Origin of the sequence: Thioclava sp. DLFJ5-1 (assembly GCF_002020115.1) — a bacterium.
In the GTDB taxonomy this organism is placed as follows: Bacteria; Pseudomonadota; Alphaproteobacteria; order Rhodobacterales; family Rhodobacteraceae; genus Thioclava; species Thioclava sediminum.
Window position 1 is genome coordinate 515,167 of the sequence record NZ_MPZU01000002.1, and the last position, 19,924, is coordinate 535,090.

Sequence of the window (19,924 nt, forward strand, 5' to 3'; positions counted from 1 at the left end):
CGTCCTCCGGCGAACTGCGGCAGCGACCCGACCTATCGGGGCAATCGCGATCACCATCAGGCGAAGAGTTGAAGATTCCTCTAATTTCCGGAAATTTCCCGCACGCTGGCCTCCAAAGGGCTCAGACGCCAAGCAGCGCGGCGCGCAAAAGTCCCGATCTGCGGCGGAATTCCGACAGTACCAGCGCGCCCGGTGCCAGCGGGTCTTCTACGACGCGCGCGCGCGCGAGGAGAGCCCGGGCCTGCCATCCCGGTAGGAGTGCCGCCTTTGCCGGTCCCAGACGCAGCTTGCGGGCGGGTTCGAGTCGCGCTTGGCCCTCCGCCGCGAGCTGATGCAGCGTTGCGACCTCCGGCGCGGCAAGAGGCGGGCGCCCCCGCGCGGCGAGATCGGACCATGCCTGCAGGAGCGCCGCGAGCCCGGCGCCTGCACCGAAACTGCGCACGGTGATTTCCGCTTCCTCAGGCGCGCCAAGGGCTTCGGCGGCGGCCCAGTAGAGCGCGCCCGAGGTCTGATCGAGATAGGCCCAAAGGCTTGAAATATCGTCGAAAGGATCGGGCCAGCAATCGGCACGACGGGCTTCGGCCGCGGCAATCAAATGGCGCGCGGGCTGCGCTACCGAGACAAGCGCCGGGCCGATCTCATGCGGCGGTTCGCGCCCCTCGGACAGAGCCTCCAGGGCATCGACCCACCATTGCAGGCGCATCTCGGCGACCATCGGCTCCGACGACGCCCAGGGCGCACGCGCGATCTCCAGATTGGTGGCGTAGAGCGGCCAGAGGCGGTCACGCAAATCCGCGGGCGCGGCCATGGTGGCGGCGAACCGGTCGGGATCGCCCTGACGCACGGCCTCGGCCGCCGCTTGAAGGGACGCGGCCAGATCGGTCATGCCGGTTTCGCCCCGTCGCGCATCAGCTTCCAGATCATCGCATCCAGCAGCGCCTCGAAACTCGCGTCCACTATGTTCGGCGACACGCCCACGGTCGACCAGCGCTGGCCCGCGCCGTCTTCGCTGTCGATGATGACGCGGGTGACAGCCTCGGTGCCGCCTTGGGTGATCCGCACACGGAAATCGACCAGTTTCATGTCGTCGATCAGGCTTTGATAGGGGCCGAGATCCTTCGACAGCGCTTTCGAGAGCGCGTTTACCGGGCCGCGGTCATGGCCCTGCTCGTCCATGCTCTCCGAGACCGAGAGCATCTTCTTCCCGCCGACTTTCACCACCACGACCGCCTCGGAAATCGAGACCATCTTGTCGTAGCGGTTCTTGCGGCGCTCCACCGTGACCTTGTAGCGCTTCACCTCGAAGAACTTCGGCAATTGCCCCAGCTCGGCCCGCGCGAGCAGCTCGAAACTCGCCTGTGCGCCGTCATAGGCATAGCCCTGATCCTCGCGCTCCTTGATCAGATCGAGGATGCGGGCGAGGCGTGGATCGTCCTTCGCGACCTCGATCCCCATGCCTTTCAGCCGCGCGCGCAGGTTCGACTGGCCCGCCTGATTGGACATCGGGATCAGGCGCGTGTTCCCCACGACGGCGGGGTCGATATGCTCGTAAGTGTCTGGATTTTTTAGGATCGCCGAGGCGTGTAGCCCCGCCTTATGGGTGAAGGCCGAGGCACCCACATAGGGCGCGGAGCGCAACGGCACCCGGTTCAGGATATCGTCGAGCTTGCGCGAAAGCTTGGTGATGTCGCGCAGGCTTTCGGGCGCGATCCCGGTGTCGAGCGTCGAAGCGTAGGGCTCTTTCAGCAGAAGCGTCGGGATCAGCGTGATCAGGTTCGCGTTGCCACAGCGCTCGCCCAGCCCATTCAGCGTGCCTTGGATCTGGCGCGCACCGGCCTCGACCGCCGCGAGGCTGCCTGCCACGGCGTTGCCGGTATCGTCATGGCAATGGATGCCGAGACGGTCGCCAGGAATGCCCGCCGCGATCACTTCGCCGACGATCTTGCCGATCTCGCCCGGCAGCGTGCCGCCATTGGTGTCGCACAGCACGATCCAGCGCGCGCCCGCCTCATGGGCCGCGCGGCAGCACTCCAGCGCATAGTCGGGGTTCGCCTTGTAGCCGTCGAAGAAATGCTCGGCGTCGAACAGTGCCTCGCGGCCTTGCGCCACCATATGCGCGACCGAGGCGCGGATATTCTCGAGGTTCTCCTCCAGCGTGATCCCGAGCGCGGTGGTCACATGGTAATCATGCGTCTTGCCGACGAGGCAGACGGCCGGGGTGTTCGCGTTCATCACGCCCGCCAGCACGTCGTCATTCGCGGCCGAGCGCCCTGCCCGCTTGGTCATCCCGAACGCGGTGAAGGTCGCCCGCGTCTCGGGCCGCGCCTCGAAGAAATCGCTGTCGGTCGGGTTCGCCCCGGGCCAGCCGCCCTCGATATAGTCGATGCCGATCGCGTCGAGCGCCCTGGCGATCTCGATCTTCTCCGGCACCGAGAATTGGACGCCCGCCGATTGCTGCCCGTCACGCAGGGTCGTGTCGTAGAGATAGAGGCGTTGTTTGGTCATTGGTTGCCTCCGTTGGCGCCTTGGTTCGCCCGTTCAGGCCGTCCTTCACTCAGAGCGCCCGCCCGGCGGAACGCCGGGCCGCGCCCGACCCGCCCCCCAGGGCGGGCGCGATTGCGCCCCCCCTCGGGTCCGGCGCGTCCCTTATCGCTGTAGCTGCGCGCCATCACAGGCCCTCCAGCTTGGCGGGGTCAAAGGACTCGGTCATGTCAATCTTCACTTCGGTTTTCGACATACGCACCTCCAGTCCAGCCGCCAACAGCATCGACTTCAGTGCATCAACCTTCGAAAAGTCTTTGCTCTCCATCGCTTCGGCGCGCAGCCCTGCAAGGGCCTTCTCGTAAGCATCGAAATTGATTGGATCAGAAAGAGTATGCGAAAGGGATGTGCCAAACGAAACTGACCAGATATGATCGAGATCGAAACCGAGAAACCGAAGTGTTTCTGACAATTCGATCTTAGCCTGCAGATCAGTTTTTGCACGCTTTGCAATTGCGTGCATCTCAGCAATCGCCAATGCAGTATTCAGATCGTCGGCCAATGCGGAAATGACCGATTCCGAAGGTCCCTGACCTTCTGCGTTCTCAGCTACAGCATCACGTTCGGTATCGATGAGTTCCTTCCACCCAAGAAGCGTCCTCTCAGCCTGCCGCGCCTTCTCCGCCGTCCAATCCATCGGCTTGGTGTAATGCGTCTGCAGGAACACGAACCGGATCACTTCGCCCGGAATACCCTTCTCGCCGTCATGACCATCCAGCAGATCGCGCACGGTGAAGAAATTGCCCAAGGACTTGGACATCTTCTTGCCCTCGACCTGCAGCATCTCGTTATGCAGCCAGTAATTCGCAAAGGAGCCTTCGGGATGGGCGCAGCAGCTCTGCGCGATCTCATTCTCGTGGTGCGGAAATTGCAGGTCGATGCCGCCGCCATGGATGTCGAACGACGCGCCGAGCAGTTCGTAAGACATCGCCGAGCACTCGATATGCCAGCCCGGTCGGCCCCGGCCCCACGGGCTCTCCCAACCCGGCAGCCCCTCGTCGGAGGGCTTCCAGAGCACGAAATCCATCGGGTCTTCCTTGAAGGGCGCGACCTCGACCCGGGCGCCCGCCATCATGTCGTCGACTGTCCGACCCGACAGCGCCCCGTAATCCTTGTAGCTGCGCACCCGGAACAGCACATGCCCCTCGGCGGCATAGGCGTGACCGTCTTCGATCAGCGTCTCGATCATCGCGATCATCGCGCCGATATAGTCGGTTGCGCGCGGTTCCTGATCTGGGCGCAAGGCGCCGAGCGCATCCATGTCGGCATGATACCAGCCGATGGTCTCCTCGGTCCGCGCGCGGATCAGCTCTTCGAGCGACCCTTCGGCCCCGGCCTCCTTGCGCGCCTGCGCCGTCGCGTTGATCTTGTCATCCACATCCGTGAAATTGCGCACATAGGTGACGTGCTCCGGCCCGTAGACGTGGCGCAGCAACCGGTAGAGCACGTCGAAAACCACCACCGGACGGGCGTTGCCGAGATGCGCGCGGTCGTAAACGGTCGGGCCGCAGAGATACATCCGCACGTTGTCGGCATCGATCGGACGGAAATCCTCGACTTTCCGGGTCAGGGAATTGCGCAAACGGATCTGGGTCATGTGTCCTCGCAAAGGGTCGGCGGCACCTGCCGGCGGGCTTACAAGGTCATGAGAAATTTGGAAAGAGAAGACCGGCCCGCGTGACGTATGTCAGCGGATAATGCAGCAGATGATGATGGTCTTCGTGTTCATGGCGGCAGCATAGGACGCAGCGCGCCCGAAGGTCCAGAACAAAAACGACCGGGTGCAGCGTCATAGGAAAAGGCGGCCGAAGCCGCCTTCTAAATGTTTTCCGATCAACGCCTTACAGGTCGATCTTCACTTGATTTCGACATCGTCCATCGCTTCGACGATCATCAGGTCGCGCTCGGATGCGCCTTTGGCGTGGGCGAGCGCCGCCTGATAGTCGTCGGAGTAGTAGCAAGTCTCGGCCGCTTCCAGCGACGGGAACCATGCGACGACATTGCGCGCGCGGTCATTGCCTTCGAGCTGCACATAGCGCGCGCCACGGGCGAGGAAGCGCCCGCCATGTTTCGCGATCGCGGGGCCCGCGCCCTCGGCGTATTTGCCATAGGCCTCGTCGTCGAGCACCTTCACATGGGCGATCCAGAATGCGCCTGCCATTACAATCCCTCCAGAACAGTTTTCACGGCCGCGATGGCCTCATCGGCTTTCGACGGATCGGCCCCGCCGGCTTGCGCCATATCGGGACGACCGCCGCCGCCTTTGCCGCCAAGTGCCTGCGCTGCGGCTTTCACCAGATCGACCGCGCTGACGCGCTCGGTCAGGTCCTTGGTCACGCCAGCCGCTACGGCCGCCTTGCCGCCCGCATCGGCCACCACGAGGATCACGCCGGAGCCGACATTCTCTTTCAGCTCGTCCACGATCCCCGGAAGGTCCTTGCCGGTCACACCGGAAACAACCTGAGGAACGAACTTCAAGCCGTTGATTTCGCTGATATCCGGACCACCGGAGGCACCGCCGCCCATCGCAAGCTCACGACGAAGCTGCGCGATCTCATTGGCCTGCGCCTTGCGCTCGTCGAGGATCGCCTGCAGACGTCCGAGCAGATCGGCCTCGGAGGTTTTCACCAGCCCTTCGATCTCGCCCAGCAGCTTGTCGCGGCGGCGCAGCTCGGCCATCGCGATATCACCGGTCAGCGCCTCGATCCGACGCACGCCCGACGAGGACGCGCTTTCGCCGGTCAGGACGAAGGTGCCGATATCGCCGGTGCGCTTCACATGGGTGCCGCCGCAAAGTTCGAGCGAATAGACATTCCCGTTCGTGCCTTTGCCGGAATTGGCCAGCTCGCCCATCGAGACGACACGGACCTCATCGCCGTATTTCTCGCCGAACAGCGCCTGCGCGCCCAGATCGCGCGCGTCATCCGGCGTCATGATCCGAGTATCGACCTGCGTGTTTTGGCGAATGAATTCATTCACTTCGCGTTCGATCTTCGCGACTTCCTCAGCCGAGAGCGCCTTGTTGTGCGAGAAGTCGAAGCGCAGACGGTCCTCGGCATTGAGCGAGCCGCGTTGGGCCACGTGATCACCCAACGTGCGGCGCAGCGCCTCGTGCAGCAGGTGCGTGGCCGAGTGGTTCGCGCGGATCGCGCTGCGGCGGGCGTGATCGACTTCGAGCTTCGCGCCCTGCCCCTTGGCAATCTCGCCCTCGGTGACGCGCGCGAAATGGATGAAGACGCCTGCGACTTTCTTGGTGTCGGTGACTTCGGCTTTACCCGTCTCGGTCACGATCCACCCGCGATCGCCGACCTGACCGCCGCTTTCGGCGTAGAACGGGGTCTGGTTGACCACGATCTGCACCTCACCGGTCGCTTTGCCGATCTCGGCCCCCTCGCTCACGAGCGCGGTGATCTGACCTTCGGCGGTCTCGGTGTCGTAGCCCAGGAATTCGGTCGCGCCGAGCTTCTCGGACAGATCGAACCAGATCGCGGCATTGGCCGCCTCGCCGGTCCCGGACCAGCTGGCGCGCGCCTTGGCCTTCTGCTCTTCCATCGCGGCGTCGAACCCTTCGGTATCGACCTCGCGCTCACGTTCGCGCAGCGCATCCTGCGTCAGGTCGAGCGGGAAGCCGAACGTGTCATAGAGTTTGAACGCGGTCTCGCCCGGCAGTCTTTCCCCTTCGGGCAGGTCCACAAGCGCCTCGTCGAGCAGCTTGAGCCCGCGATCGAGCGTGGTTTTGAAGCGGGTTTCCTCGCCCAGAAGCGTCTCTTCGATTAGCGCCTGCGCCCGGCCAAGCTCGGGGTAAGCCGCACCCATCTCGCGGATCAGCGACGGCACGAGACGGTGCATCACCGGATCCTTCGCGCCCAGCAGGTGCGCGTGACGCATCGCGCGGCGCATGATCCGGCGAAGAACATAGCCGCGCCCATCCGCCGAGGGCATCACGCCATCTGCGATCAGGAACGAGGTCGAGCGCAGATGATCCGCGATCACGCGGTGATGCACGTTGCCCGGCCCGTCCGGCGCACCATCGGTCGCGTTGGCCGAAGCCTCGATCAGGTGGCGCATCAGGTCGGTGTCGTAGTTGTCGTGCTTGCCCTGCAGCAGCGCGCCGATCCGCTCGAGCCCCATGCCGGTGTCGATCGACTGCATGTCGAGCGCGCGCATCGAGCCGTCCTCGAACTGCTCGTTCTGCATGAAGACGAGGTTCCAGATCTCGATGAACCGGTCGCCATCTTCCTCGGGCGAACCAGGCGGACCGCCCCAGATATGATCGCCGTGATCGAAGAAAATCTCGGTGCAGGGACCGCAGGGACCGGTCGGGCCCATCTGCCAGAAGTTGTCCGAGGTCGGGATACGGATAATCTTCTCGTCGGGCAGGCCGGCGACCTTCTTCCAGATATTCGCCGCCTCGTCATCGGTGTGGTAGACCGTGACCAGCAGCTTGTCCTTCGGAATGTCGAAATCCTTGGTCAGCAATTCCCAGGCGAACGGGATCGCGTCTTCCTTGAAATAATCCCCGAAAGAGAAATTCCCCAGCATCTCGAAGAACGTATGGTGGCGCGCGGTGTAGCCGACATTGTCGAGGTCGTTGTGCTTCCCGCCGGCGCGCACGCATTTCTGCGCGGTCGTTGCGCGGTTGTACTCGCGCTTCTCCACCCCGGTGAAGCAGTTCTTGAACTGCACCATGCCGGAATTGGTGAACATCAGCGTCGGGTCGTTGCGCGGAACGAGGGGCGAGCTGTCAACGACGCGGTGGTCGTTACGCTCAAAGTAATTAAGGAAAGTGGAGCGGATTTCGTTAAGGCTGGGCATATCGTCCTGTCTCGCCTGATCGGGCATGTTCGGTCCCGTTTAACGCCGCCCTTCCCCCCTGTCCAGCAATCGCAAAAAGGCCGGGAGACGACGCTCCCGGCCTTTGCATGAATTTGCGGTGACGATCAGTCTTCGGTCAGCGCGTCATCTTCGGACAATTTGTCGAATTCGAGCCCGTGGCTGGCGCGAATCTTGTCTTCGATCTCATAGGCGACATCGGGGTGTTCGCGCAGGAACGTCTTCGCGTTTTCACGGCCTTGACCGATGCGTTCGTCCCCGTAGGAATACCAGGCGCCAGCCTTGTCGACGACCCCGGCCTTGACGCCCAGATCGACCAGCTCGCCCATCTTCGAGATGCCCTCGCCATACATGATGTCGAACTCAACCTGCTTGAACGGCGGGGCCACCTTGTTCTTCACCACTTTCACGCGGGTCTGGTTGCCCACCACCTCATCGCGATCCTTGATCGAACCGATGCGGCGGATGTCGAGACGCACGGAGGCGTAGAATTTCAGCGCGTTGCCGCCCGACGTCGTCTCCGGCGAGCCGAACATAACCCCGATCTTCATCCGGATTTGGTTAATGAAGATCACCATGCAGTTCGAACGCCCGATCGAGGCGGTCAGCTTGCGCATTGCCTGGCTCATCAGACGGGCCTGCGCACCCACGGTGTGATCGCCCATATCGCCTTCGATTTCGGCCTTCGGCGTCAGCGCCGCGACCGAGTCGACCACGACGAGGCTGACCGCGCCCGAGCGCACCAGCGTGTCGACGATTTCCAGCGCCTGCTCGCCTGCGTCGGGCTGCGAGATCAGCAACTCGTCGAGATCGACGCCAAGCTTGCGTGCATATTGCGGATCGAGCGCGTGTTCAGCGTCGACGAAGGCACAGACGCCGCCCTTCTTCTGCTCTTCCGCGATCGCGTGCAGCGTCAACGTCGTCTTGCCCGAGCTTTCCGGCCCATAGATCTCGACGATCCGGCCTTTCGGCAGCCCGCCGATCCCGAGCGCGATATCGAGACCCAGCGAACCGGTCGAGGTCGCTTCGATTTCCCGCGCGGGCGTGTCGCCGCCGAGCTTCATGATCGAGCCTTTGCCGAATTGCCGCTCGATCTGCGCCAGCGCCGAGTCGAGCGCCTTTTGCTTGTCTGCCTTGGGAGATTTATCCATATCGAAAAGCTTCGCTACTGCCATTTGTCCGCTTCCTTATTTCACAGCGACGGCTGGTCGGCAATGCGACGCCCTCGCGCGGATGTTCACCTCATGTTCTGACCGCACTATGCGCACAGAACGTGAACATTACAACAAAATTTTCCACAACTCACTGAACCGCCAATTCGGTTAAGAAACGGTTTACCCGCGTGGGCCGAATGATTATCACCGGCGCAGTTAGGAGCTGACCCGCCAAGATGCTGATTTTCTGGACACAAAAACTCGTCTTCCTCGCCACGCCCAAGGCAGGTTCCTCTGCGGTCGAGACTGCGCTGGAGTCGCTGGCCGACGTCGCGCTGACCCGTCCGGCTGTTCTCAAACACGCCTCGGCCCGCGATTTCCGAGATCATCTTGCGCCGTTGCTGTCGTCGAAGACCGAGGCCAGCTTCACCACGGTCGCGCTGATGCGCGAGCCGCTCGACTGGTTGCGGTCGCTCTATCGTTTTCGACTGCGCGATTTGATCGAGGAAAGCGACATTTCTGCCGGCTATTCCTTCGAACAGTTCGCGCGCGATTACATCGAGGACCCGCGCGCAGGGTTTAGCGATGTGCCCAGTCAGGCCGCGTTCCTCTGTGATGATGAGGGCACGCCGTTGGTGGACCGGATTTTTCCCTATGAGCGGATCGAGGATTTCGTGCATTTTCTCGAAGATGAACTCGGCTTCGCCATCACCCTGCCCCGCGTGAACGTCCCCCCGGCGGTCGAGACCGGGCTCGCGCCCGAGACCGAGGCTGCGCTGCGGGTCGCGATGCAGGACGATCTTGCGCTTTATGATCGGGTCACCCGCGCCTTAGCGTGAGAGCAAGTCCTGCACCGTCGCGGTCAACTCGCTCAGAGAGAAAGGTTTCGGCAGGAAGAGCGAATCCGGTACGGGGGACGTTCCGTTCTGGAACACTTCCTCTGCATAGCCCGACATGAAGACCGTGCGCGTGCCCGGCCGCGCCTCGAGCGCGCGGCTGACCCAGCTTGGCCCGTCGAGCCCGGGCATGATAACGTCGGTGACGAAGATATCGACCTGCAAATCGGTATCTTCGAGCAGCTCCAGCGCCTCTTCCGCACTCTCGGCCTCCAGCACGGTGTAGCCGCACAGTTTGAGCGCGCGCGCGGCGAAGGCGCGCACCGGGGGTTCGTCCTCGACCAGAAGGACGGTCGCCTCGCCGGCCATCACCGGGGTCGCCTTTGTTGCGCGCGGCGCAGCTTCCGCTTTGGGCATGACGGAAGGTGTCGTGGGGCCACGCGGGGCAGTTCGCGCCTCCGCCGTTGCGTTTTCGGCACTCGACACGTCCGCCTCTTCGGTGGCGTCATAGGCGGGCAAGAGGATCGTGAAACTCGTTCCGGTCCCGATGACGGAATCGCAAAAGATATAACCGCCGGTTTGCTTCACGATTCCATAGGCCGTCGAAAGACCCAGCCCCGTGCCTTCGCCGGTGCGTTTGGTGGTGAAGAAGGGCTCGAAAATCTTGCTTAATTTATCGGCCGCGATACCGGTCCCGGTATCGGTGACCTTGATCGCAACATAGTCGCCCTTCGGCACAGCCACGCGGTCGCGGGTGCGGTTTTCGGCAAGGTGCACCGCGTCGGTCTCGATCCGGATCTCGCCCCCGCCGGGCATCGCGTCGCGCGCGTTCACCACGAGGTTCATGATGACCTGTTCGAGCTGCCGCTTGTCCGCGCGGACCCGTCCAGGATCTCTTTCGTGCTTGACGCTTAGAGCGACTTTCTCGCCAACCAGCCGGTTGAGCAGATGGGTCAGATCGGACAGCGTGTCGTGCGGATCGAGGATCTCCGGCTTCAGCGTCTGCTTACGCGAGAAGGCAAGCAATTGCCCCACTAGCGCGGCGGCGCGATTGGCATTCTGGCTGATCTGGTCGAGATCGGCATAATCGCCATCGCCCTTGTCGTGTCGCAGCATCAGCAGATCGCAATGACCCGAAATCGCGGTGAGCAGGTTATTGAAATCATGCGCGACACCGCCCGCAAGCTGCCCGATCGCCTGCATTTTCTGGCTTTGCACGAATTGCGCTTCGAGCGTCTTGAGCTGCGTCGCGTCGGACAGGACGGCGAGCAGCCCCGCACGCCCGTTTTCCACGATCCGCGAGAGTGTGACCTGAAGAAAGACCTCCTTGTCGCCGCGCCGGGCGCGCAGCACTTCGGGGCGGCCATCGGCGCGGCCTGCGAGCGCGTCGTTCACCCAGTCCGAGACCGGACGCCCGAGCCCTTCGAGGAGGTCGGCAAGGCGGGTCTGTGGCTCGATCCCGCCAAGGAGGCCACGCGCGGCACGATTGGCCGCGCGCACCCGACCATGGGCCGACAGGCGCAGCATAGCGACGGGCAGCGCCTCGAAATTCGCGCCTTCCTCGGCGGAGCGCGGTCCGCCGATCGGGAGCAGATAAACCTCGGATCGACCGCCCAGGCCTTCAAGCTGGGCCACGACCGCGGTGACGGGGCCATCCTCGCCCTTGATCTCGTGCTCTTCGCCCGAGCGCAGCGGCAGATCGGTGAAGATGCGATCGAGAGAGCGCACCCGCTCCCCCACGAGCCGCCGCAACGCCTCGTTCATGAACAGGATCGTGCCGCCGTTGGAAACGGTTAGCATCGGCAGGCTGATCGTTTCCGCGCCGCGCCCGCCAATCGCCCGTTCGGCCATATCTTCGAGCCGCCAGAGAAAATCGCCAGAGCCAATGCGATGAACAGAGAGCCGCAGATGGCCCCGCCGGGTGACCAGATCCTCGCGCGCGGCCCCCGTCGCCTCTGCCTTGCTTTGCAAGCGGCGCAACACCGCGCCCGGATCCGCGAAAAGCTCCGCCAGGGTTCGCGCCAAGCCCTGCCCGCCGCGCGAGCCGAACCGCTCCACGGCGGCGCGGTTCTGATAGCCGATCTCGCCCTCGGGATCGGTGGTAAAACTCGGCGCGGCGTCATGGGCGATGAAATTGGCGAGCGTTTCCTGCTGTCGTGCGCGCCGCCTTCGGTCCTGCGCCAAGGCCAGACGCAGCCAGACCGCCGTTATCACGAGCGTCCCTGCGACGGAGAACATCGCCCAAGTCACCACCTCATCGGGCATCACGAAGGCAATCGCCGCCGCAATTCCCGCTGCAAGCAGCAAATAGACCGCACCCGGCGCCAGCGCCGCCATCGTCTTCGAGAGTGGCTGCAGCATCAATTCGTTCCGCCCCACGCTCGCCTCCCTGCCTGACAGATCGGCCCCATAGCGCGGTAAAATAATTTAAACCCAATTAACGCGACTAGACTTTCAACTGACGATTGAGTCAATCACGCAGCCGTGATCCCGGCGGCAAAAATTGCAGAAAAATCAGAGCTGGAGCTGCGCGACGAAAAACCCGTCGCCACCGGAGAGCGGCGTGAATTGCCGCTGCGACACGAGCTCGCAGCCGTGACGCGTCACGAAATCGGCGATCTGCGCGCCATTCTCGACCGAGAGAAGCGAGCACGTCATGTAAACCAGACGTCCTCCAGGGGCGACGAGGTCGCGGGCGGCGTCGAGAATCTCGCTCTGCAGGGTCACGAGTTCGGCCAGCCGCGCAGCACTCAGACGCCATTTCGCATCCGGCGTCCGGCGCCAGGTCCCCGAGCCTGAACAGGGGGCATCGACCAAGACGAGGTCATAGCCCGTCCCCGGATCGCCCGGCGCGCGCATGGCCACTTTCGTCCCGGCCCGTTTCGCACGGACGGGCAGATCGCGCATCCGCCCCGCATCGATGTCATGCGCGGCGATCTGCGCCTCGGGACAGGCTGCGGCCAGCGCCAGCGCCTTGCCCCCGCCACCCGCGCAATAATCGAGCACGCGCTGACCCGCCGCGATCGGGACGGACGCGATGGCGGCTTGCGACGCCGCATCCTGCAATTCCACCAGACCGTCCGTATAGGCCGCCGCCTGTTGAATGCGCCGCGCGCCTTCGCCAAGCTCCAGCGCCGTCTCTGCCAGCGGATGCGGGAACGCCTCGATCCCGTCCTTGGCGAGCGCGGCGATCGCCCCATCGCGGTCCGCTTTCGCAATATTGACGCGCAAGAAGACCGGCGCGCGGGCGCGCATCGCCTCGGAAATGTCGTCGAAGTCCGGCCCGAGATCGGCGGCAAGCTGGTCGCGCAGCCAATCGGGCCAGTCCAGTTGCGCAATAGCCCCGAGCAAAGGCTCGGACAGGGCCGCGCGCTCCTCGTCGGAGAGAGGATCAGGCGCAAAGCCCTCGCCTGTGAAGACCGTTGCGGGATCGGTGCCCTGCAAACGGAGCAGCCCGGCGACCAAGGCGCGTCCCTGCGCCCCGCCCCCGGCAAGCGCGGCACTCGCCTTGCAGCGCAACACATCGAAGACGTGATCGCGGATCGCCGCGCGGTCCTTGGAGCCCGCGAACCGGTGGCCCCGCGCCCAGTTGGTCAGCGCACGCTCCGCCACCTCGCCCGTCTGGATGCGGTCGAGAATATCGATGGCGGCGGCGTAGCGCGCGGCGGGCGTCATGGGCGAGCTCCGAATTAAGCTGTGATCTGGGGGCGTTGTAGGCGGCGCCGGGGACCGGCGCAACGTCGCGCTGCAAAGACCGCAGCCCTACGCATCGCGCGCCCAAATGTGTCGATTCCGATCAATTTCTGCCCCAATTTCGCATTTTCGCCATATTTACGCCGCGGCAGTTTCGCTTTTTGCAACTGGAGATAGTTAATCAACCGTTTTCAACCATGGGGCGTCCTGTCTTGAAGCGTTTAAAGAGTTTCTTCTCCGCCGAAGACGGCGCCACAACGATCGAAGCGTTACTCTGGCTACCGATGTTCGTCGGGATGCTGGCGGTCACCGTCGACGTTTCCCTCATCTTCAACGCACAGTCACGGATCCTCGGTATCGTGCAGGATGTCGATCGCGCCTACTCGGTCGGGCGGTTCGAGAACGATGAGGACACGATGGCGCGTCTACGCGCCCTGCTGCCCTATGACGAAAATACGTACACGGTCGACACGCAAGTCACCGACGGGATCATCGAGACCCGCGTCACGATCCCGATGTCCGAACTCGTCGCCACAGGTCTTTTCACCAGAGTTCTCAACATGGACCTCACGGTCCACGACTACCGCTACATGGAGTCCTGACATGAACCGCGTAACGATTACCGATTTTACCGCTGAAGAAGATGGCGTGATCACCCAGCTTTCGCTGTTCTGGACGATCCTGTTCCTCGCTGTCGGCAGTCTCGCGCTCGACGTCTCGAACGGCTATCGCAATCGGGTGGTGATGCAGGACGCGGCCGATGCAGCGGCGCTCGGTGCGATGTATCTCTCCTCTGACCCGCTGATCACCAAAGACGAAGCGAAGACCCGTGCGGCCCAGCTGGCCCATTCCAACCTCGCCTCCGATGACGGGACTTCGGTGATCACCAAAGACGACGTGACCTTCGGTTATTACGACGCGACCAATCACCGCTTCGTCACGGATTACGCCGAAGACCTCGATCTGAGCCCGGCCGTCCGCGTGATGGCCCATCGCACGACCGAGCGCGCGAACGCCGCACCCACCTTCTTCGGCAAGGTGATCGGTCAGGACGGTTGGCAGATCAACACCGGCGCCGTAGCCGAAGCCTATCAGCCCGCCTGCCTCACCGAAGGTCTGGCCGCGAAAGGCGTGATCGACCTGCAATCGGGCAACAGCTTCGCTTCGGGCTTCTGCCTCTATGCGGCGCAATATGTTTCGCTCAATCAGAACAACCTCTTCGAGAGCGGCGCGATCGTGTCGATGCCCGACACCAGCAAGCTCGACATCCCCGCCTCGGGGTTCAAGCAGAATGACGGGCTGCAAGAGGCGCTGCGCACCTCGTTCTACAAGCTGCGCATCATCGATCGCATTCCCAAGATCATCGAGTCGATGCGGGACGGCACCGGCTATCTGCCCTCCTACATCACCAACAAGAGCCCGACCGTGCTGACCGGCACCAAGCTCGACACCACCGACTTCACCCCGGGCAATCTCTATGTGCTCAACTGCAATTCGAGCGTGACGATCTCGGTCCCGAACAAGACCGATACAGGAAATGGCAAGAAAAGTGCCGATACGGCGGATACCACGGCAGAAGAGACGACCGATCCCGCCGTGATCTCGGAAGTCGCTGTGATCGCGGATTGCCCGGTGAAATTCGGCAATGGCGTTGCACTCGAAAACGCAATCTTCGCGAACACCTCGACCGACGATCGTAGCTTCTCGGCTCCGCAAGGGCTGCGCATTGGGCGCGATGACAATTGCGCCCCTGACGGCGGCGCGAAGCTGATCACCATGGGCGGTGTCTCCTCGGCAGCGAAAATCTCGTTCTTCGGCGGCCAGATTCTCGCGGTGAAGGATGTGAGCTTCTCGGCACAGGCCGAGGGGATCGAAGGTGTCGCGATCGTCTCCGGCGGCAAGATCGACGGCACCTCCAACTCGCGCTTCGGTCATTGCGATACCGGAATGGAAGGCAATATCGAGATGAGCTACTTCCGGCTGCGGATGTAACCGGCTTGCGGCGGGTCGCCAGACGCGCAAAGCGCGATTGAAACGATCCGCCCAAGATGGGATAGGAGAGGCTAAGTTATCGCCGCTCCTGTCTCACTCGCTCCGAGGTCGCCATGCCTGATCGCGCCGCATCCGCGCAACCGCACTCCCTGCCGCGCGTCGTCGCAATCGGGTTCAACAAATGCGGCACGCGCTCGCTGGCCGAGCTGTTCCGCGCGGCAGACCACCCCACCGTTCACCACAAGATCCGCGAAGGCCGCCCCGTGCCGCGCCGCATCGGCCGGGTGATGCGCGAGAACCTCGCCGCCGGGCGCAAGGTCTTCGCGAGCGCCGAGGATTTCACCTTCTATTGCGACCTGATCTACAGCGACGGCACCGTCAGCTGGGAAGGCGCGACGGCCTTCCGCGAGATCCTGCGCGACTATCCCGACACGATCCTGCTGCTGAACTTCCGCGACCGCGAGGGCTGGATCGCGTCGCGCCTCAAGCATGGCCATGGTGAGTTTGCCAAGCGCGAACTGGCTGCGCGGGGTCTAACTGATCTCGAAGTACTGAAGGATCAATGGCGCGCGGAATGGGATGCGCATCTGGCCGATGTGCGCGCCTATATGGCCGACAAGCCGGATCAATACGTGGAATTCGATCTCGACAATGACAGCGCCGACGACCTTGCGGCCCGCCTGCCCGCCTATGGGCTCGATGCGGCCCATCTGCAGGATATCGGGCGCACGCGCGGCAAGAAGATGCACCCGCTCAAGCGCTTGGCGAAAAAGCTCAACGCCCATCTGCGCCCGCGCTTCTTCCGCTGACCCCACCGATCCGCGATTGCACGGCCCCGCCCGCTGGCGCTATTGAGGGCGCGTAACTCAAAAAGGTGTCGCATGAAGAAACAGATCATCTGTATCCGCTGGGGCGAGAAATACGGCGTCGATTACGTCAACCGCCTCTACGGAATGGTCGCGCGCCATGTGACGCCGCCCTTCGATTTCTACTGTTTCACCGACACGTTCGAAGGGCTCGATCCCGGCATCACCGCGATGCCGCTGCCCGAACTTGATTGCGACATGCCCAATGTGCGTCAGGGCATCTGGGGAAAGTCGCGGCTGTGGCGCTCGGACCTGGGCGGTCTGTCGGGACCGGTGCTGTTTCTCGACCTCGACGTGGTCGTGACCGGCAATCTCGATGCGATGTTCGAATACGGCGACCCCGACGACGTGATCCTGACCCGCAACCCGAACACCCCGTTCGAACGGCTCGGCCAGACCTCGCTCTACCGTTTTCCGATCGGCAAGCTGGCGCCGCTGCGCGAGGAATTCCTCGCCGATCCGCAGGGCACGGCGGAGAAATACGTCTTCGAGCAGCGCTTCGTGACGCGGCGCACGCCGGGCGGCGTGAAATTCTGGCCGAAAGGCTGGGTCGCGACCTTCAAGTGGCATTGCATCCGGCTATTCCCGATCAACTTCTTCGCGCCGCCGAAGCTGCCGAAAGACGCGAAAGTCGTGATCTTCCCCGGCGGGTTGAACCCGATCGACGCGATCGAGGGGCGCTGGAACAGCCGCTCGACCCATATGGCGCCGGTGGAGCATGTGAAAGCTGGCCTGCGCGGTGAGCGGGACGGATCGATGCTGCGCCACCTGCGCCACTTCCTCTGGCCCACGAAATGGGTCGAGGAGAACTGGCGCAAGGATCCTTAACCGGTGATCCCGAGGCGCGCGGCCAGATCGCGGGCGCGCGTATCCTCGACCGTATCCGCCTCGACGCTGTTGACCGTGCGCATTACCTTGCGCCGATAAGCCTCGCGCTTTGCCACAAGGTTCGGCCCGCGCGCGATCTTGGCCTCCAGGTCGGCTTTCGAGCGCGTGTAATAGTGGTTCAGCTGCACGGCGGCGGTGGAGTAGAACTCCGGCTTGTCGCGCGCGCTCATGTCGGATTTCACCCCCGCGTCGTTCCACGTCGCCGGCCCACCATCGGTCTCCATGGAATGGACGCGCAGCGCCGTCAGTCGGCACGGATCGACGAGCATCTTGAACGCCCGCAGCCCCGGTGCGTCCCCCATCGGATCGCGTGCACGGGTGGTGAAATTGGCGAGCATCCCGCCCTCGGGCGTCGTGTCATGGCCGGAGAAGCCGAACATGTGCCACGGCAGCGAGACATTCGGGATATCGCCCAGAGGCGCAAGTGCCGCGTTCAGATCGTCGCCCGCAGTGGGGATCAGGAATTCATCCACGTCGATGAAGGCCATCCAGCGGTGATCGCCGCCGAAATTCCCCGCCGCATGCGCGTAGGCGAGCACCTGATTGTGGATTTCGCGCCCGAGACGGATATCGCTGAGCCGCTGCGCCCAGGGAATGATCGTGAGCGCCTCGGGCGGCAGCGTGTCCTGCAACACCGCGCGGGTCTCGTCCGTGCTTGCGTCATCATAGATCACGAAATGCCGCACGCCTGCCGCATGGTGGAACCGAGCCCATTCGCCGATGAACCGCGCCTCGTTGCGCACGATCGCGGCGATGGCGATGCCGTGACGGTCCGGACGCGGCTCGGGCGTGGTGATCCCGAGCTTCGAGATTTTCGCCCGGCCCAGCAGTTTTCGCAGCATTCGCGCCTCCCGTCCGAGTCACGAACGGGACGCCCCCGCTCAGTCGTCGGATTTGTAGCTGTAGCGGTAGTTATAATGATATTGGTAATGGCCGCCATAGCGCTCACTCGCCTCGGCCTTGAAGCCGTTGAGGACCGCACCGGTGATTGAGGTCCCCGCCGCCTCGAAGCTTGCCTGCACCGCGCGCACCGCGCCCTGCATCGTCTCGAGATGGCGCGCGACCGCGATGCTCGCGCCCACAGAGCGTCCGATCACGACCGGATCGGTCACGGCCAGCGCGGGCGGCGCGTCGACAATGATCAGATCGAATTCACTGTCGAGTTGGCGCAGCATGGTCCCGAACTCGGCCCGCATCAGCAGCTCGGACGGGTTCGGCGGGTAACGGCCCGAAGTGATGACTTTCAGCCCCTCGACCGGCCCGTCGCGCATCACCTCCGCCAGCGATTTTTCGTGGCCGAGATAGTCGGAGAGGCCTTCAGCCGTTTTCGGCAGATGCAGGAAGCGCGCGAGGTAGCCTTTGCGCATATCCGCATCGATCACGCAGACTCGCTGCCCCGCCTGCGCCGCGACCACGGCGAGGTTGATCGACATGAAGGTCTTGCCGACGCCCGGTGCGGCGGAGGTGATCTGGATCGAGTTGGTCTGCGCATCCAGCAGCCCGAAATGCAGCGAGGTGCGCAAGGAGCGCAGCGCCTCGGTCGCGACCGCCTCGGGGTGCTCCAATGCGAAAATCGGCAGGTCCCCCTTGCGGTTGCGCAGATCCGCGGCTTCCTGTGCGAAGGGCACGGTTGCGAAGACCGGGAGGCCGAGCGCCTCGATCTCTTCGGCGCCCTTGATCCCCCGGCGCAGCGCGCGACGGATCAGTACGATGGCCGCCCCGATGATCAGGCCGAGGATCGCCGCGAGGGCCACGATCCGCGATTTGCGCGGCGCGACCGGGATGGTGCTCGCATAGGCTTTGTCGATCACGCGCACCGATCCCACCGTGGAGGCGCGCACAACCTTCAGTTCCTGCGAGCGGTTCAGCAGCTGCGTGTAGACCTGCTGCGCCACTTCGAGATTGCGCTGCAGGTTGAAGATGTCCTTCTGCGTCTCCGGCAGCCCTTGGGTCGCCTTCTTCGCCTGATCGAGCTGCGCCTGCAGTTCTTTGCGGTTCTGCAGCAGCGCCTGATAGGCCGGGTGATTGACCGTGTACTGGTTCTTCAGCTCCGCCTCTTTCAGATCGAGCGCGGAGAGTTCCCCTTCGATCTTGGTGACGCGTTCCAGCAGGGCCTGCGTCTCGTATTTGACGTCGACCGATTTTTGCTTCTGACGATAGGCATTCAGCGCCTGCTCCGCGTCGGACACGTTCTGGCGGGCGTCGGGAAGCTGCTTTTCGATGAAATCGAGGCTGTTCTCGGCGGAGGCCGAATTGCGCTCGATATTCTGTTCCACGAAGGAGGTCGCGATCGCATTCAGGATCGCTTCGGCCCGCTGCCGATCGGTGTCTTGATACGAGGTCTGAAGGATGTTCGAGCCGCGCGGGCTTTCGGAGACCGAGAAATTCTCCTTCATCGTCTTGATTGCAGCGTTGAGCGATTGCCGCCCGACGAAGAATTCCCGCCCGGCCGGGGCATCCATCGACGCCACGGCCAAAGTGAAATCGCCATCACGCGCGGTGATCTCATGGCCCATCGTACCTGCGAGATCGGTCCCGTCCGGCAGCGTGACTTCATAGCTATCCGCACCGGTGACGCGCAGGTCGATCATCTCGCCCAGCCATTGCTCCGGCACCTTCATGCGCCCGATCTGAAGGCTCTCATTGCCCCATTGATACTGATCGAGCAGTCCCGGATCCGGCAGATGCAGATTGGTCGGCAGCAGACCGATCACCGGCAAGCGCCGCGGGATCACGAAGTTCTGCAGATTGAGCTTGTTGGCCGCCTCCCCCAGAACGAGCCGCGAAGACATGATCGCGATCTGGGTTTCCGCCTCCGATTTGCCGCCACCGTCGCTGCCGAGAATGTCCTGCATCGAGGTCGGGAGTGCCGCCAACGCGTTTTGCGTTTGCTCGAGCTGCAAGAGACCGGTGGCCTGATAGATCACCGGCTTGCGCAGCGCGATGAAGGCACCGAGGATCACGGCGACGACGAAGGCCAGCGCGATCCATTTCCAGCCCGCCAGAAGCGCGCCTGCCAGCGCCATCAGGTCGATCTCGTCATCCTCGACTTCGGGCTGCGCGGCGTGTTTCTGCGTCATTTCGGAAATTTGCTTCATCTGTCCCGTTCAAACTCTCAAAT

Annotated in this window: 15 protein-coding genes; 5 read left to right on the forward strand and 10 right to left on the reverse strand. The window is 63.4% G+C overall.

Annotated elements, in window-relative coordinates:
* Positions 1–121: 121 nt before the first annotated feature.
* The 6 genes from BMI86_RS09740 to recA form a co-directional block, all read right to left on the reverse strand.
* The gene (locus BMI86_RS09740; RefSeq protein WP_078541070.1) at positions 122–886 is read right to left on the reverse strand and encodes a squalene/phytoene synthase family protein; all 765 of its coding nucleotides are present in this window, start codon (positions 884–886) and stop codon (positions 122–124) included.
* Positions 883–2,505, reverse strand: a complete 1,623-nt coding sequence (cimA, locus tag BMI86_RS09745; protein WP_078541072.1) for a citramalate synthase — start codon at positions 2,503–2,505, stop codon at positions 883–885. Before cimA ends, BMI86_RS09740 begins: the two co-directional genes overlap by 4 nt.
* A gap of 163 nt (positions 2,506–2,668) precedes the next feature.
* Complete coding sequence (gene cysS / locus BMI86_RS09750) at positions 2,669–4,138, reverse strand: cysteine--tRNA ligase (RefSeq protein WP_078541074.1); 1,470 nt, start codon at positions 4,136–4,138, stop codon at positions 2,669–2,671.
* 258 nt (positions 4,139–4,396) lie between these two features.
* The gene (locus BMI86_RS09755; RefSeq protein WP_078523379.1) at positions 4,397–4,702 is read right to left on the reverse strand and encodes a DUF1330 domain-containing protein; all 306 of its coding nucleotides are present in this window, start codon (positions 4,700–4,702) and stop codon (positions 4,397–4,399) included.
* Positions 4,702–7,356: an alanine--tRNA ligase gene (gene alaS, locus BMI86_RS09760; protein ID WP_078541383.1), complete on the reverse strand. Its 2,655-nt coding sequence runs from the start codon at positions 7,354–7,356 to the stop codon at positions 4,702–4,704. The genes BMI86_RS09755 and alaS overlap by 1 nt, the downstream gene beginning before the upstream one ends.
* A 125-nt stretch (positions 7,357–7,481) precedes the next feature.
* Entirely contained in the window at positions 7,482–8,549 is a 1,068-nt protein-coding gene (recA, locus tag BMI86_RS09765) for a recombinase RecA (protein ID WP_078523378.1), read from the reverse strand.
* Between the two features lie 215 nt (positions 8,550–8,764).
* Between recA and BMI86_RS09770 the strand changes: the two genes are divergently transcribed.
* On the forward strand, positions 8,765–9,367 hold the full coding sequence (locus BMI86_RS09770) for a hypothetical protein (RefSeq protein ID WP_078541076.1): 603 nt from the start codon (positions 8,765–8,767) through the stop codon (positions 9,365–9,367).
* Here the strand turns inward: BMI86_RS09770 and BMI86_RS09775 are convergent.
* Both BMI86_RS09775 and BMI86_RS09780 read right to left on the reverse strand, forming a co-directional pair.
* On the reverse strand, positions 9,359–11,725 hold the full coding sequence (locus tag BMI86_RS09775) for an ATP-binding protein (protein WP_078541078.1): 2,367 nt from the start codon (positions 11,723–11,725) through the stop codon (positions 9,359–9,361). The two genes, BMI86_RS09770 and BMI86_RS09775, sit on opposite strands and share 9 nt — an antisense overlap.
* Before the next feature lie 153 nt (positions 11,726–11,878).
* Positions 11,879–13,039, reverse strand: a complete 1,161-nt coding sequence (locus BMI86_RS09780) for an RsmB/NOP family class I SAM-dependent RNA methyltransferase (protein WP_078541080.1) — start codon at positions 13,037–13,039, stop codon at positions 11,879–11,881.
* A 230-nt stretch (positions 13,040–13,269) separates the two neighbouring features.
* Here BMI86_RS09780 and BMI86_RS20950 point away from each other — a divergent pair, with 230 nt between their 5' ends.
* The 4 genes from BMI86_RS20950 (at position 13,270) to BMI86_RS09795 (ending at position 16,743) form a co-directional block, all read left to right on the forward strand.
* Positions 13,270–13,659, forward strand: a complete 390-nt coding sequence (locus BMI86_RS20950; RefSeq protein WP_168173826.1) for a TadE family protein — start codon at positions 13,270–13,272, stop codon at positions 13,657–13,659.
* A 1-nt stretch (position 13,660) separates the two neighbouring features.
* Positions 13,661–15,049 carry a pilus assembly protein TadG-related protein gene (locus BMI86_RS09785; protein ID WP_168173827.1) on the forward strand — a complete coding sequence of 463 codons (1,389 nt, stop codon included), beginning with the start codon at positions 13,661–13,663 and terminating at the stop codon, positions 15,047–15,049.
* A 113-nt stretch (positions 15,050–15,162) separates the two neighbouring features.
* Positions 15,163–15,858 (forward strand): sulfotransferase, encoded by a 696-nt coding sequence (locus tag BMI86_RS09790; RefSeq protein WP_078541084.1) that lies wholly within the window; start codon positions 15,163–15,165, stop codon positions 15,856–15,858.
* Positions 15,859–15,930: 72 nt separating this feature from the next.
* Entirely contained in the window at positions 15,931–16,743 is an 813-nt protein-coding gene (locus tag BMI86_RS09795; protein ID WP_078541086.1) for a glycosyl transferase, read from the forward strand.
* Here the strand turns inward: BMI86_RS09795 and BMI86_RS09800 are convergent.
* Complete coding sequence (locus BMI86_RS09800) at positions 16,740–17,645, reverse strand: glycosyltransferase family 92 protein (RefSeq protein WP_078541088.1); 906 nt, start codon at positions 17,643–17,645, stop codon at positions 16,740–16,742. The two genes, BMI86_RS09795 and BMI86_RS09800, sit on opposite strands and share 4 nt — an antisense overlap.
* A 39-nt stretch (positions 17,646–17,684) precedes the next feature.
* Positions 17,685–19,883, reverse strand: coding sequence for a polysaccharide biosynthesis tyrosine autokinase (locus BMI86_RS09805; protein WP_078541384.1), 2,199 nt, complete (start codon positions 19,881–19,883; stop codon positions 17,685–17,687).
* Between the last annotated feature and the right edge of the window lie 41 nt (positions 19,884–19,924).

What these genes read in the sequence shown, in the direction of transcription:
- cysS (WP_078541074.1), bottom strand. Translation starts at nt 4,138, where the DNA reads ATGACCCAGATCCGTTTGCGCAATTCCCTGACCCGGAAAGTCGAGGAT.
- BMI86_RS09780 (WP_078541080.1), bottom strand. Translation starts at nt 13,039, where the DNA reads ATGACGCCCGCCGCGCGCTACGCCGCCGCCATCGATATTCTCGACCGC.
- BMI86_RS09795 (WP_078541086.1), top strand. Translation starts at nt 15,931, where the DNA reads ATGAAGAAACAGATCATCTGTATCCGCTGGGGCGAGAAATACGGCGTC.
- recA (WP_078523378.1), bottom strand. Translation starts at nt 8,549, where the DNA reads ATGGCAGTAGCGAAGCTTTTCGATATGGATAAATCTCCCAAGGCAGAC.
- BMI86_RS09740 (WP_078541070.1), bottom strand. Translation starts at nt 886, where the DNA reads ATGACCGATCTGGCCGCGTCCCTTCAAGCGGCGGCCGAGGCCGTGCGT.
- BMI86_RS09755 (WP_078523379.1), bottom strand. Translation starts at nt 4,702, where the DNA reads ATGGCAGGCGCATTCTGGATCGCCCATGTGAAGGTGCTCGACGACGAG.
- BMI86_RS09775 (WP_078541078.1), bottom strand. Translation starts at nt 11,725, where the DNA reads ATGCTGCAGCCACTCTCGAAGACGATGGCGGCGCTGGCGCCGGGTGCG.
- BMI86_RS09785 (WP_168173827.1), top strand. Translation starts at nt 13,661, where the DNA reads ATGAACCGCGTAACGATTACCGATTTTACCGCTGAAGAAGATGGCGTG.
- BMI86_RS09800 (WP_078541088.1), bottom strand. Translation starts at nt 17,645, where the DNA reads ATGCTGCGAAAACTGCTGGGCCGGGCGAAAATCTCGAAGCTCGGGATC.
- BMI86_RS09770 (WP_078541076.1), top strand. Translation starts at nt 8,765, where the DNA reads ATGCTGATTTTCTGGACACAAAAACTCGTCTTCCTCGCCACGCCCAAG.
- BMI86_RS09790 (WP_078541084.1), top strand. Translation starts at nt 15,163, where the DNA reads ATGCCTGATCGCGCCGCATCCGCGCAACCGCACTCCCTGCCGCGCGTC.
- alaS (WP_078541383.1), bottom strand. Translation starts at nt 7,356, where the DNA reads ATGCCCAGCCTTAACGAAATCCGCTCCACTTTCCTTAATTACTTTGAG.
- cimA (WP_078541072.1), bottom strand. Translation starts at nt 2,505, where the DNA reads ATGACCAAACAACGCCTCTATCTCTACGACACGACCCTGCGTGACGGG.
- BMI86_RS09805 (WP_078541384.1), bottom strand. Translation starts at nt 19,883, where the DNA reads ATGACGCAGAAACACGCCGCGCAGCCCGAAGTCGAGGATGACGAGATC.